At 60.4% G+C, this 12,581-nt stretch carries 12 protein-coding genes; 8 read left to right on the top strand and 4 right to left on the bottom strand.

Annotated features, from left to right (window positions below; translation table 11 throughout):
* Positions 1 to 75 precede the first annotated feature (75 nt).
* The 3 genes from ACF8FG_RS00785 to phhA all read right to left on the bottom strand — a co-directional run bounded on the left by ACF8FG_RS00785 (position 76) and on the right by phhA (position 1,578).
* Entirely contained in the window at positions 76 to 204 is a 129-nt protein-coding gene (locus ACF8FG_RS00785; RefSeq protein WP_003254533.1) for a hypothetical protein, read from the bottom strand.
* Positions 205 to 393: 189 nt separating this feature from the next.
* On the bottom strand, positions 394 to 750 hold the full coding sequence (locus ACF8FG_RS00780; protein ID WP_003254532.1) for a 4a-hydroxytetrahydrobiopterin dehydratase: 357 nt from the start codon (positions 748 to 750) through the stop codon (positions 394 to 396).
* Positions 751 to 789: 39 nt separating this feature from the next.
* Complete coding sequence (phhA, locus tag ACF8FG_RS00775; protein WP_003254528.1) at positions 790 to 1,578, bottom strand: phenylalanine 4-monooxygenase; 789 nt, start codon at positions 1,576 to 1,578, stop codon at positions 790 to 792.
* Between the two features lie 257 nt (positions 1,579 to 1,835).
* Here phhA and ACF8FG_RS00770 point away from each other — a divergent pair, with 257 nt between their 5' ends.
* The gene (locus ACF8FG_RS00770) at positions 1,836 to 3,395 is read left to right on the top strand and encodes a sigma-54-dependent phenylalanine hydroxylase transcriptional regulator PhhR (RefSeq protein ID WP_014590097.1); all 1,560 of its coding nucleotides are present in this window, start codon (positions 1,836 to 1,838) and stop codon (positions 3,393 to 3,395) included.
* A 148-nt stretch (positions 3,396 to 3,543) separates the two neighbouring features.
* Here the strand turns inward: ACF8FG_RS00770 and ACF8FG_RS00765 are convergent, their stop codons facing one another.
* The gene (locus tag ACF8FG_RS00765) at positions 3,544 to 3,798 is read right to left on the bottom strand and encodes a DUF2790 domain-containing protein (protein WP_014590098.1); all 255 of its coding nucleotides are present in this window, start codon (positions 3,796 to 3,798) and stop codon (positions 3,544 to 3,546) included.
* 397 nt (positions 3,799 to 4,195) lie between these two features.
* Here ACF8FG_RS00765 and acs point away from each other — a divergent pair, with 397 nt between their 5' ends.
* The 7 genes from acs (at position 4,196) to ACF8FG_RS00730 (ending at position 12,566) form a co-directional block, all read left to right on the top strand.
* Complete coding sequence (acs, locus tag ACF8FG_RS00760; protein WP_003254525.1) at positions 4,196 to 6,157, top strand: acetate--CoA ligase; 1,962 nt, start codon at positions 4,196 to 4,198, stop codon at positions 6,155 to 6,157.
* A gap of 535 nt (positions 6,158 to 6,692) precedes the next feature.
* Positions 6,693 to 7,478: an ABC transporter substrate-binding protein gene (locus ACF8FG_RS00755; protein WP_003254524.1), complete on the top strand. Its 786-nt coding sequence runs from the start codon at positions 6,693 to 6,695 to the stop codon at positions 7,476 to 7,478.
* A gap of 88 nt (positions 7,479 to 7,566) precedes the next feature.
* Positions 7,567 to 8,256, top strand: coding sequence for an ABC transporter permease (locus ACF8FG_RS00750; protein WP_003254523.1), 690 nt, complete (start codon positions 7,567 to 7,569; stop codon positions 8,254 to 8,256).
* On the top strand, positions 8,253 to 8,951 hold the full coding sequence (locus ACF8FG_RS00745; protein WP_014590099.1) for an ABC transporter permease: 699 nt from the start codon (positions 8,253 to 8,255) through the stop codon (positions 8,949 to 8,951). The genes ACF8FG_RS00750 and ACF8FG_RS00745 overlap by 4 nt, the downstream gene beginning before the upstream one ends.
* Positions 8,952 to 8,973: 22 nt before the next feature.
* Positions 8,974 to 9,738, top strand: coding sequence for an arginine/ornithine transport ATP-binding protein AotP (gene aotP, locus ACF8FG_RS00740; RefSeq protein WP_014590100.1), 765 nt, complete (start codon positions 8,974 to 8,976; stop codon positions 9,736 to 9,738).
* Between the two features lie 98 nt (positions 9,739 to 9,836).
* Positions 9,837 to 10,817, top strand: a complete 981-nt coding sequence (gene argR, locus ACF8FG_RS00735) for a transcriptional regulator ArgR (protein WP_014590101.1) — start codon at positions 9,837 to 9,839, stop codon at positions 10,815 to 10,817.
* 528 nt (positions 10,818 to 11,345) lie between these two features.
* Positions 11,346 to 12,566, top strand: a complete 1,221-nt coding sequence (locus ACF8FG_RS00730; RefSeq protein WP_014590102.1) for an aspartate aminotransferase family protein — start codon at positions 11,346 to 11,348, stop codon at positions 12,564 to 12,566.
* Positions 12,567 to 12,581 lie beyond the last annotated feature (15 nt).

Genomic DNA, 12,581 nt, shown 5'->3' with positions numbered 1-12,581 from the left:
TTTTAGACGGTGTGAAAACGTGATGACGGGGGTAGCCCGCAGGTCAGCCGTTTTCACACAATCGGGGATGCGCAGTTATTCCTGGTCAGCGCTGGATTGATCGTCACCATCCTGCTCGGCGGCAGCTGCCGGTTCGGCGTGAACGGTCACGGATGGCTCTTCTGGGTTCAGGCTTGGGAAGGGAAGATTCGGGATTTCATGCATCTCGTCGTTCCTCGCAAGTGTGAGTGAAAAGTCTGCGCCAGGCGCGTTTGTAGCTTCAAAAAGCTGGGGCAGGATACACAAGTCTGGATGACAGTTTGGTTTTTTTCCCGGTCGTTTGTCGGTTTTGCGGGCGAACAGCGCACATATGCCCCATGAAAAAAGGGGCCTCTGGCCCCTTCTTTCTGGTGTTTACTTCCGGCCTTCAGCCGTTTCCGCCACTTTGTCAGTGCGTGCGCACATGATGAAGTCGTTGCGGTGCAGGCCTTTGATCGAGTGGCTCCACCAGGTCACGGTGACCTTGCCCCATTCAGTCAGCAGCCCTGGGTGGTGGCCTTCGGCTTCGGCGATTTCGCCCACGGCATTGGTGAACGCAAGGGCGTGCTTGAAGTTCTTGAACAGGAACACGCGCTCCAGCTCCATGTGGCCGTCACGTACTTCGATGTTCCAGTCCGGGATTTCGCGGATCAGCTCGGCCAGCTCTTCGTCGGTGACCTTCGGTGCATCGGCGCGGCAGGCTTCGCAATGGGCTTGGTTCAAGGCATTCATGAGGTGTTTTCCGGTTCGAGTTGTTATCGGCAAGATCGCTCAGGCAGCGACCTTGGGTGGAAACTTCGGTGCGTGCAGACCCAGCTGCATGGCTTTGTGGACCATACCCATGATGTCCTCGTGGGCCAGGTCGAACAGGCGCTTCATGTTCGGCAGCACGAAATACACCGGTTGCAGAATGTCGATGCGGTAGGGCGTACGCATGGCCTCGATCGGGTCGAAGGCCTGGTGCTCGGGCTCGTCAGACAGACTGTAGACGGTCTCTTTCGGCGACGAGAGGATGCCGCCGCCATAGATTTTGCGGCCTTGCGCGGTTTCCATCAGGCCAAACTCGATGGTCATCCAGTACAGGCGCGCCAGGTACACGCGTTGTTCCTTGGTCGCGGCGAGGCCGAGCTTGCCGTAGGTGTGAGTGAACTCGGCGAACCAGGGATTGGTCAGCAGCGGGCAGTGGCCGAAGATTTCGTGGAAGATATCCGGCTCTTGCAGGTAGTCCAGCTCTTCCGGGGTGCGGATGAAGGTGGCAACCGGAAAGCGCTTGCTGGCCAGCAATTCGAAGAAGGTCTGGAAGGGGATCAGCGCCGGAACCCGGGCAACCTGCCAGCCGGTGGTGGCACCCAGCACCTTGTTGATCTCGCCCAGTTGCGGAATGCGGTCATGCGGCAATTTCAGCTGGTCGATGCCGTCCAGGTACTCTTGGCACGCACGGCCTTCGATCACTTTCAGCTGGCGGGTGATCAAGGTGTTCCAAACCGCATGCTCTTGCTGCGGGTAATCGATAAAACCATGCGCATCGGGCTCGCGTGCCACGTATTGCGTCTGTTTCATGAGGCTCTCCTGGTGAGGGCTTTTCTTGTTATGTACAGGACATGCCTAAAGGAATATCCCTTCGCCAGCGGTTTTGCACGGGGGCGGGGCTCGGCCGCGGAGGGGGCCGATGCGGCTTTTCGTAACGATAATTTTACAAAACGCGGCAAGTGTCGGAAAATTCGAGGCATCTGGCTGGCGTAAACGCAGTTTTTGTCAGCTTATCTTTACGACTTTTCTGCGCGGTGTTGAAAAACATCAGCGCTTCGAGAGCCCTCATGCGTATCAAAGTCCATTGCCAGAACCGCATTGGCATCCTGCGCGACATCCTCAACCTGCTGGTGGAGTACGGCATCAACGTGCTGCGCGGTGAGGTCGGCGGTGATCATGGCAACGCCATCTACCTGCACTGCCCGAACCTGATCAACCTGCAATTTCAGGCCCTGCGGCCGAAGTTCGAGGCGATCGCCGGGGTATTCGGCGTAAAGCGTGTGGGCCTGATGCCCAGCGAACGCCGGCACATGGAGCTGAATGCGTTGCTGGGGGCGCTGGATTTTCCGGTGTTGTCGATCGACATGGGCGGCAGCATCGTTGCCGCCAACCGTGCAGCCGCGCAGTTGCTTGGCGTGCGGGTTGATGAGGTGCCGGGCATGCCGCTGGCGCGCTACGTGGAAGACTTCGATCTACCAGAGCTGGTGCGGGCCAACAAGTCGCGCATCAACGGCTTGCGCATCAAAGTCAAAGGCGATGTGTTCCTGGCCGATATCGCACCGCTGCAGTCCGAGCACGATGACAGCGAGGCGCTGGCCGGCGCGGTGCTTACCCTGCACCGCGCCGACCGGATCGGCGAGCGTATCTACAATGTGCGCAAGCAAGAGCTGCGTGGCTTCGACAGCATCTTCCAGAGCTCGCGGGTGATGGCTGCCGTGGTGCGTGAAGCGCGGCGCATGGCGCCGCTGGATGCACCGTTGTTGATCGAGGGCGAAACCGGTACCGGCAAGGAGTTGCTGGCGCGTGCCTGCCACCTGGCCAGCCCCCGTGGACAGTCGCCGCTGATGGCGCTCAACTGCGCCGGGTTGCCCGAGTCGATGGCCGAGACCGAGCTGTTCGGTTACGGCCCTGGGGCATTCGAAGGGGCACGGGCCGAAGGCAAGCTGGGGCTGCTGGAGTTGACTGCAGGCGGCACGCTGTTCCTTGACGGGGTAGGGGAGATGAGCCCGCGCTTGCAGGTGAAGCTGCTGCGCTTTCTGCAGGACGGCTGCTTTCGTCGGGTAGGTAGCGATGAAGAGGTCTACCTGGATGTGCGGGTGATTTGTGCAACCCAGGTTGATTTGTCCGAGTTGTGTGCCCGTGGCGAGTTTCGCCAGGACCTGTATCACCGGCTCAATGTACTGTCGCTGCACATTCCGCCTTTGCGCGAATGCATGGATGGTCTGGAGGGGTTGGTGCAGCATTTTCTCGATCAGGCCAGTCGGCAGATTGGCTGCGCCATGCCGCGCCTGGCACCGGCGGCAATGGACAAACTTGGGCAGTATCACTGGCCAGGTAATGTAAGGCAGTTGGAAAACGTTTTGTTCCAGGCGGTTTCGTTATGTGACGGCGGCGTAGTTAAAAGCGAGCATATTCGTTTGCCGGATTATGGCGTGCGGCAACCGTTGGGCGAGTTTTCGCTGGAAGGGGATCTTTCGCAGATAGTAGGGCGCTTTGAAAAGGCGGTGCTGGAAAGTTTGATGGGGGAGTTTCCCAGTAGTCGGGCCTTGGGCAAAAGACTGGGTGTTTCGCATACCACGATTGCCAACAAGTTGAGGGATTATTCGTTGGGCAAGTCGACTGATTAAATGGCTGTAAGTTAATAGCCTGTTAATCAGGTGGTGAATGCTTCGCGGGTGAACCCGCTGGTACCGCGCCACATTCATGGTTTGCGTGGTACCCGTAGGAGCGGGTTCACCCGCGAAGGGGCCCGCAGGGCCCCCAATTCACAAGGTATCAGCCGTTAGAGCAGCCGTTCCCCATCACGCGGTATTCGAGAATGTGCGTTTGGCCCTTGGAGTCCTCGTAGGTCATGCGGGCGGGCACGACTTCGCACACATTAGGCACTTCGCTCATGGAAATGACGCGAGCAATGTCCAGGTGCTGCGAGTAACTGTACTGTTCAACCGGAATCTGCTCGGCATCTTTGGCTTCGCCGGCCATCGCCGCGCCGCAAAGACTGCCAAGTACCAATACCAGTAAAGCTTTCATTTTCTATTTACCTGTCTAAGGTCGTGAGGGGGCACGCGGCGCTTATGGCGCCGCGAGTACAGCGAGTTTTAACTATCGGGATTAGAGGGGGATTAACGCTTGCCTTCGTGGGGGCTGTTACCAGTTGTTAATCGCCTTGCCGTTGCTGGCGAGGTGAATTTTATGGCGGTGGCCGATGCTGAAACAGTGGGTGTTTTGATAAAGTGTTTTGACAGAATCTGTAACAATCCTGTGGCAAACCCCTCATTTTTTCGTCGGCAAGGCTGTAATGCCCGCGCCAGAGCGTTTTGCCGGAACGGGTGTACCAAATTACTACCAACGTCGAATGGCTTTTGTCGCTCTGGTACAGTTACAAACGGTTCCATACAAAAACAACTATTACACCGAGGTAACACAGATGAGTGCGGCTCCACTGTATCCCGTTCGTCCCGAGGTTGCGGCCACTACCCTGACCGACGAGGCCACCTACAAGGCCATGTACCAGCAATCGGTGATCAACCCGGACGGCTTCTGGCGCGAGCAGGCCCAGCGTATCGACTGGATCAAGCCGTTCACCAAGGTCAAACAGACCTCCTTCGACGACCACCATGTCGATATCAAATGGTTCGCCGACGGCACTCTGAACGTTTCCTCCAACTGCCTGGACCGCCACCTTGAAGAGCGCGGTGACCAGTTGGCCATCATCTGGGAAGGTGACGACCCTTCCGAGCACCGCAACATCACTTACCGCGAGTTGCACGAGCAGGTCTGCAAGTTCGCCAACGCCCTGCGTGGCCAGGATGTGCACCGCGGTGACGTGGTCACCATCTATATGCCGATGATCCCCGAAGCGGTGGTCGCCATGCTGGCCTGTGCACGCATTGGTGCGATTCACTCGGTGGTGTTCGGCGGCTTCTCGCCCGAGGCGCTGGCTGGCCGTATCATCGACTGCAAGTCCAAGGTGGTGATCACTGCCGACGAAGGCGTGCGTGGTGGCCGCCGTACCCCGCTCAAGGCCAACGTCGACCTGGCGCTGACCAACCCTGAAACCAGCAGCGTTCAGAAAATCATCGTGTGCAAGCGCACCGGTGGCGACATTGCCTGGCACCAGCACCGCGACATCTGGTACGAAGACCTGATGAAGGTGGCCTCCAGCCACTGTGCACCCAAAGAAATGGGCGCTGAAGAGGCGCTGTTCATCCTTTATACCTCCGGCTCCACCGGCAAGCCGAAGGGCGTGCTGCACACCACAGGCGGTTACCTGGTTTACGCCGCGCTGACCCATGAACGCGTGTTCGATTACCGCCCGGGGGAGGTGTACTGGTGCACCGCGGACGTCGGTTGGGTCACAGGCCACAGCTATATCGTCTACGGCCCGCTGGCCAACGGCGCCACCACCTTGCTGTTCGAAGGCGTGCCCAACTACCCTGACATTACCCGCGTATCGAAGATCGTCGACAAGCACAAGGTCAACATCCTCTACACGGCGCCAACTGCCATTCGCGCCATGATGGCTGAAGGGCAGGCAGCTGTTGAGGGCGCCGACGGTTCCAGTCTGCGTCTGCTGGGATCGGTGGGTGAGCCGATCAACCCTGAAGCCTGGAACTGGTACTACAAAACCGTCGGCAAGGAGCGTTGCCCGATCGTCGACACCTGGTGGCAGACCGAGACCGGCGGCATCCTGATCAGCCCGCTGCCTGGTGCCACCGGCCTCAAGCCGGGTTCGGCAACCCGCCCGTTCTTCGGTGTGGTGCCTGCACTGGTCGATAACCTGGGCAACCTGATCGACGGTGCTGCCGAAGGCAACCTGGTAATCCTCGACTCCTGGCCGGGCCAGTCGCGTTCGCTGTACGGCGACCATGACCGCTTCGTCGACACCTACTTCAAGACCTTCCGTGGCATGTACTTCACCGGCGACGGTGCGCGCCGCGACGAGGACGGTTACTACTGGATCACCGGCCGTGTGGATGACGTGCTCAACGTGTCCGGCCACCGCATGGGCACTGCCGAGATTGAAAGCGCCATGGTCGCGCACTCGAAGGTTGCCGAGGCTGCAGTGGTTGGCGTGCCGCATGACATCAAAGGGCAGGGCATTTATGTGTATGTCACCCTCAATGCCGGCATCGAGGCCAGCGAGCAATTGCGCCTGGAGCTGAAGAACTGGGTGCGCAAGGAGATCGGCCCGATTGCTTCGCCGGATGTGATCCAGTGGGCGCCGGGGCTGCCGAAGACCCGCTCGGGCAAGATCATGCGCCGCATCCTGCGCAAGATCGCCACCGGTGAGTACGACGCCCTGGGCGATATCTCGACCTTGGCCGACCCAGGTGTGGTGCAGCACCTGATCGATACCCACAAGGCGATGAACCTGGCTTCGGCCTAACCCCTTCCCGGCAATACCCCCTGTAGGAGCGGGCTTGCCCGCGAATGCGCCAGTTCAGGCTAAGCTGTCCCCTGACCTCACGCATTCGCGGGCAAGCCCGCTCTTGCATTGTTACCCGACAATCATCGGTTACCGTTCTGTCACCGGTCCTGCACAGGTTCGGGGCGCCAGGAAACAATTCCGGCCCGTTTCGGTGCATAGGAGTCAGCATTTTGTGCATCAAAGCACGCTGCACTTGCCGTCGTACAAGGCTTTGCCAATAATAGGCCCAGGAATTGCTAGGTCTATAGGTTCTATTTCTTGCGCCATTGCATATTCTGCATTGGCTGTCAACATCGCCCGCGGCGGTTTCAGGCGCTTCTATAAGTAGTTGTCGCTTTGAAGAAATATCGACTACCGGGCTGTCGTTAAAATGCCACTCACTCGCTCGTGGTATGCGGCCTTGGTCGAACCCTGCGCGGCTCGCGTTGTACTCATTCGCATATCGGGCAGCCGTTACCTGCCTTGTATTGCCCCGTACCGATGGAGTTACCTGATGAAGAAGCTCGCACTGCTTGGCGCCCTGGCGCTGTCTGTGTTTTCCCTGGTGTCGCAGGCTGCTGAAAAACCGCTGAAAATCGGCATCGAAGCTGCCTACCCACCCTTCGCCTTCAAGCAACCTGACGGCAGCATTGCCGGCTTTGACTACGATATCGGCAACGCGCTGTGCGAAGAGATGAAAACCAAGTGTACCTGGGTCGAGCAGGAGTTCGACGGCCTGATCCCGGCGCTGAAAGTGCGCAAGATCGACGCCATCCTGTCGTCCATGTCGATCACCGATGACCGCAAGAAGTCGGTCGACTTCACCAAGCGCTACTACCTGACTCCGGCGCGCCTGGTCATGAAGGACGGCACCACCGTCAGCGACAGCCTGGACGAACTGAAAGGCAAGAAGATCGGCGTGCAGCGCGGCTCCATTCACGACCGCTTCGCCAAGGAAGTGCTGGGCGCCAAAGGTGCCACCGTGGTGCCTTACGGCACCCAGAACGAAATCTACCTGGACGTCGCAGCTGGCCGCCTCGACGGCACCGTGGCTGATGCCACCCTGCTGGAAGACGGCTTCCTCAAGACTGACGCCGGCAAGGGCTTCGCGTTCGTAGGCCCGGCCTTCACCGACGCCAAGTACTTCGGTGACGGTATCGGTATTGCCGTACGCAAGGGTGACAAGGCCAATGTCGACCGCATCAACGCGGCGATCGACGCCATCCGTGCCAACGGCAAGTACAAAGAAATCGAAAGCAAGTACTTCAATTTCGACATCTACGGTCCAGACTCGAAGTAAGACGTCGGGTTTCACCTGTGCAATGGTGCAAACAGCAGAGGCTCTGAGGTTTGCACCATTTTTCATTCTCTAGGTCGAGGACCTCATCATGTTGAAAGGCTACGGGGCAGTCATCCTCGACGGGGCGTGGCTGACGCTACAGCTCGCCCTGTCGTCGATGGCCCTGGCCATCGTGCTCGGCCTGATCGGTGTGGCGCTGCGTTTGTCGCCAGTGCGCTGGTTGGCCTGGCTGGGCGATCTGTATTCCACGGTGATCCGTGGTATTCCGGACCTGGTCCTGATCCTGCTGATCTTCTACGGCGGGCAAGACATCATCAACCGGGTGGCGCCGCTGCTCGGCTACGAAGACTATATCGATCTGAACCCGCTGATTGCAGGTATCGGTACCCTGGGCTTCATCTTTGGCGCCTACCTCTCGGAAACCTTCCGCGGGGCCTTCCTGGGCATTCCCAAAGGCCAGGCCGAGGCGGGCGTGGCGTATGGCATGAGCCCCCGCCAAGTGTTCTTCCGCATCCAGGTGCCGCAAATGATTCGCCTGGCCATTCCGGGCTTCACCAACAACTGGCTGGTGCTGACCAAGGCTACTGCGCTGATTTCGGTCGTTGGCCTGCAGGACATGATGTTCAAGGCCAAGCAGGCGGCTGACGCCACCCGCGAACCCTTCACCTTCTTCCTGGCAGTGGCGGCGCTGTACCTGGTGCTGACCAGTGTTTCGCTGCTGGCCCTGAAGTATCTGGAGCGCCGCTACTCGGTGGGCGTCAAGGTGGCTGAACTATGATCTTCGACTACAACGTCGTCTGGGAAGCGCTGCCGATGTACTTCGGCGGTTTGCTGACCACCCTGAAGCTGCTGGCGATTTCGCTTTTCTTCGGCCTGTTGGCAGCCATTCCGCTGGGCCTGATGCGGGTATCCAGGCAGCCGGTGATCAACCTTGCTGCATGGCTGTACACCTACGTCATCCGTGGCACACCGATGCTGGTGCAGCTGTTCCTGATCTACTACGGCCTGGCCCAGTTCGAGGCGGTGCGCGAGAGTATCTTCTGGCCGCTGCTGTCCAGCGCCACCTTCTGCGCCTGCCTGGCGTTCGGCATCAATACCAGTGCCTATACCGCCGAAATCATTGCCGGCAGCCTCAAGGCGACGCCGCATGGCGAGATCGAGGCCGCCAAGGCCATGGGGATGTCGCGCATGAAAATGTACCGCCGCATCCTGCTGCCTTCGGCATTGCGTCGGGCACTGCCGCAGTACAGCAATGAAGTGATCATGATGCTGCAGACCACCAGCCTGGCGTCGATCGTCACCCTGATCGACATCACCGGTGCTGCGCGCACGGTCAATGCCCAGTACTACCTGCCTTTCGAGGCCTATATCACGGCGGGCGTGTTCTACCTGTGCCTGACCTTCATCCTGGTGCGCCTATTCAAGATGGCCGAACGCCGCTGGCTCGGCTACCTGGCGCCGCGCAAGCACTGACCGCTTTGTGAGAATCGACAGCATGTACAAACTCGAAGTCCAAGACCTGCACAAGCGCTACGGCAGCCACGAAGTGCTCAAGGGCGTGTCGCTGGCGGCCAAGGCCGGCGACGTCATCAGCATCATCGGCTCCAGCGGTTCGGGCAAGTCGACCTTCCTGCGCTGCATCAACCTGCTGGAGCAGCCGCACGCCGGCAAGATCCTGCTCAACAACGAAGAACTGAAGCTGGTCCCCGGCAAGGATGGCGCGTTGAAGGCCGCCGACCCGCGTCAATTGCAACGCATGCGCTCGCGCCTGTCGATGGTGTTCCAGCACTTCAACCTGTGGTCGCACATGACTGCGCTTGAGAACATCATCGAAGCGCCAGTGCACGTGCTGGGCGTGAACAAGAAGGAAGCCCTGGAAAAGGCCGAGCACTACCTGGCCAAGGTGGGGGTTGCTCATCGCAAGGATGCCTTCCCCGGGCATATGTCGGGGGGGGAGCAACAACGTGTGGCAATTGCCCGGGCGCTGGCCATGGAGCCGGAGGTCATGCTGTTCGACGAGCCGACCTCGGCGCTTGACCCTGAGCTGGTGGGTGATGTGCTGAAGGTGATGCAGGCGCTGGCCCAGGAAGGTCGGACCATGGTGGTGGTGACCCACGAAATGGGCTTTGCCCGCGAGGTGTCCAACCAGTTGGTGTTCCTGCACAAAGGCCTGGTGGAAGAAACCGGCTGCCCACGTGAAGTGCTGGCCAACCCGCAGTCGGAGCGCTTGAAGCAGTTCCTCTCCGGCAGCCTGAAGTAAAAGCTGCATTTTTGCACCAGAATAGGGCATGCTGCGCGGCGAGCGCAGCCTGACCCGGCGCACAGACTCGAACGACCTCAGGTTTCGGACCGCACCCTATGACCACCCAGCGAATCGGTTTTCTCATCTGGCCCAGCACCAGGCCTTTGACCCTGGCGTTGGCCGAGGAAGTGTTGCTGGTGGCGCAGCGTGTGCATCCGGATGTGGTCTACGAGTTGGTCTTCCTGCAGGCCGAGCCTGCGCAGGAAGGCGTCTGGCGGCTGCCTGGCGAGCCGTGGACCGGCCGCCTGGAGGGCTGCCACAAGCTATTTCTGCTGGCCGACGAGCCGCCTGCGGCGATGGGGGCTGCCTTTTCAGCGGCGCTCAAGCAACTGGCGCGCAGTGGTTGCCTGATCGGTGGTCTGTCGGCCGGGGTGTATCCGCTGGCCATGCTGGGCCTGCTCGATGGGTACCGGGCAGCCGTGCACTGGCGCTGGCAGGATGACTTTGCCGAACGCTTCCCCAAGGTGATTGCCACCAGCCACCTGTTCGATTGGGATCGCGACCGTCTGACCGCCTGCGGCGGTATGGCCGTGACCGACCTGCTGCTGGCGGTGCTGGCGCGGGATCACGGGGCGGAGTTGGCCGGGGCGGTGTCGGAAGAGCTGGTGGTAGAGCGCATCCGCGAGGGTGGCGAGCGCCAGCGTATTCCGCTGCAGAACCGCCTGGGCTCGAGTCACCCCAAGCTGACTCAGGCCGTTTTGCTGATGGAAGCCAACATCGAAGAGCCGCTGACCACCGACGAAATTGCCCAGCATGTGTGTGTGTCGCGTCGGCAGTTGGAGCGAATCTTCAAGCAGTACCTGAACCGCGTGCCCAGCCAGTACTACCTGGAGTTGCGGTTGAACAAGGCCCGGCAGATGCTGATGCAGACCAGCAAGTCGATCATCCAGATCGGGCTGTCTTGTGGTTTCTCGTCGGGGCCGCATTTTTCCAGTGCCTACCGTAACTTCTTTGGTGCAACGCCGCGGGAAGACCGGAACCAGCGTCGCAGCAGCAGCCCGTTTGAATTGAGCTCGGCGCCGGCTGAAAAGGGCTGAGATTTCGGGTGGGTTCGGGGTGTATGCCTTGAGGTTGATGTTGGGGCGCAAATCGAGCGCCGCCCGCGCGGCGCTTCGCGGGTAAACCCGCTCCTACGTTTGTTTCGAGCCAGTCCATCCTGTGCCAGGCGCGCGCGATGGCCTTGTTTGTACGACGCGATATCGAGCCATGCGCCAGGGCGTTCGCGCGCAAATCCCACAGGCATAATTGGCCCGAAACAAACGTAGGAGCGGGTTTACCCGCGAAGCGCCGCGCGGGCGGCGCTCGATCTCCCCGCCAACACATCAACATCGCCGTACATCCTGTCCCCTCACAATCCTGTGTGAACACCCGTTCACCCAGCCCCCCTCTCTCCCGTACACTGCGCGATTGCGACAGTGTTTGTCGCATTGCCGAAAGCCTTGTCAAAACTGGGTTTTGCGCTGTAACAAGTTGTCGCTTGGCCGCAAGGACAGGCGCGGATCAGTCCTTACAATCCCCCCATCGCTCGCCACTTCCAGGCCAGCGTTCCTCTTCAGGAGACTCAGATGTCCGTTGAGCAAGCCCCGGTGCAACGTGCCGATTTCGACCAGGTGATGGTCCCCAACTATTCTCCGGCGGCCTTCATTCCTGTGCGAGGCGAGGGTTCCCGTGTCTGGGACCAGTCGGGTCGCGAGCTGATCGACTTTGCCGGCGGCATCGCGGTCAATGCCCTGGGCCACTGCCACCCGGCACTGGTCAAGGCCCTGACCGAACAGGCCAACACCCTCTGGCACGTTTCCAACGTGTTCACCAACGAGCCGGCCCTGCGCCTGGCCCACAAGCTGGTGGACGCCACCTTTGCCGACCGCGCGTTCTTCTGCAACTCTGGCGCCGAGGCCAACGAGGCCGCTTTCAAGCTGGCCCGTCGTGTGGCGCATGACCGCTTCGGTCCGCAAAAGCACGAAATCATCGCCACCCTGAACAGCTTCCACGGTCGCACCCTGTTTACCGTCAGCGTGGGCGGCCAGCCGAAGTACTCCGATGGCTTTGGCCCGAAGATCACCGGTATCAGCCATGTGCCGTACAACGACCTGGAAGCGTTGAAGGCACAGATTTCCGACAAGACCTGCGCCGTGGTGATCGAGCCGATCCAGGGCGAGAGCGGCGTGGTGCCGGCCGACAAGGCCTACCTGGAAGGCGCGCGCAAGCTGTGTGACGAGCACAACGCTCTGCTGATCTTCGACGAAGTGCAGACTGGCGTGGGCCGTACCGGCTCGCTGTATGCCTACCAGCACTACGGCGTGACCCCGGACATTCTGACCAGTGCCAAGAGCCTGGGCGGCGGTTTCCCGATTGGCGCCATGCTGACCACCACCGAGCTGGCCACGCACCTGGCCGTTGGCACCCACGGCACCACCTATGGCGGCAACCCGCTGGGCTGCGCCGTTGCCTGCGCGGTGCTGGATGTGGTCAATACCCCGGAAACCCTGGCCGGTATCAAGGCTAAGCACGAGCGCTTCAAAACCCGCCTGGAACAGATCGGCCAGCAGTACAACCTGTTCAGCCAGGTGCGTGGCGTCGGCTTGCTGCTGGGCTGTGTCCTGACCGAGGCCTGGAAAGGCAAGGCCAAGGACGTGCTCAATGCTGCCGAGAAAGAAGGCGTGATGGTGCTGCAGGCCGGCCCGGACGTGGTCCGCTTCGCGCCAAGCCTGGTGGTTGAGGACGCCGACATCGACGAAGGCCTGGACCGCTTCGAACGCGCTGTGGCCACACTGACCAAAGGCTGATCCGCCAGTGGTCTT

The organism is Pseudomonas sp. YQ_6 (genome assembly GCF_043103245.1).
GTDB lineage: Bacteria > Pseudomonadota > Gammaproteobacteria > Pseudomonadales > Pseudomonadaceae > Aquipseudomonas > Aquipseudomonas alloputida.
This window is presented reverse-complemented; position numbering and strand designations above follow the sequence as displayed.

Excerpts from the sequence above, each read along its gene's own strand:
- ACF8FG_RS00785 (WP_003254533.1), bottom strand. The coding sequence starts at position 204 with ATGCATGAAATCCCGAATCTTCCCTTCCCAAGCCTGAACCCAGAAGAG.
- ACF8FG_RS00780 (WP_003254532.1), bottom strand. The coding sequence starts at position 750 with ATGAATGCCTTGAACCAAGCCCATTGCGAAGCCTGCCGCGCCGATGCA.
- phhA (WP_003254528.1), bottom strand. The coding sequence starts at position 1,578 with ATGAAACAGACGCAATACGTGGCACGCGAGCCCGATGCGCATGGTTTT.
- ACF8FG_RS00770 (WP_014590097.1), top strand. The coding sequence starts at position 1,836 with ATGCGTATCAAAGTCCATTGCCAGAACCGCATTGGCATCCTGCGCGAC.
- ACF8FG_RS00765 (WP_014590098.1), bottom strand. The coding sequence starts at position 3,798 with ATGAAAGCTTTACTGGTATTGGTACTTGGCAGTCTTTGCGGCGCGGCG.
- acs (WP_003254525.1), top strand. The coding sequence starts at position 4,196 with ATGAGTGCGGCTCCACTGTATCCCGTTCGTCCCGAGGTTGCGGCCACT.
- ACF8FG_RS00755 (WP_003254524.1), top strand. The coding sequence starts at position 6,693 with ATGAAGAAGCTCGCACTGCTTGGCGCCCTGGCGCTGTCTGTGTTTTCC.
- ACF8FG_RS00750 (WP_003254523.1), top strand. The coding sequence starts at position 7,567 with ATGTTGAAAGGCTACGGGGCAGTCATCCTCGACGGGGCGTGGCTGACG.
- ACF8FG_RS00745 (WP_014590099.1), top strand. The coding sequence starts at position 8,253 with ATGATCTTCGACTACAACGTCGTCTGGGAAGCGCTGCCGATGTACTTC.
- aotP (WP_014590100.1), top strand. The coding sequence starts at position 8,974 with ATGTACAAACTCGAAGTCCAAGACCTGCACAAGCGCTACGGCAGCCAC.
- argR (WP_014590101.1), top strand. The coding sequence starts at position 9,837 with ATGACCACCCAGCGAATCGGTTTTCTCATCTGGCCCAGCACCAGGCCT.
- ACF8FG_RS00730 (WP_014590102.1), top strand. The coding sequence starts at position 11,346 with ATGTCCGTTGAGCAAGCCCCGGTGCAACGTGCCGATTTCGACCAGGTG.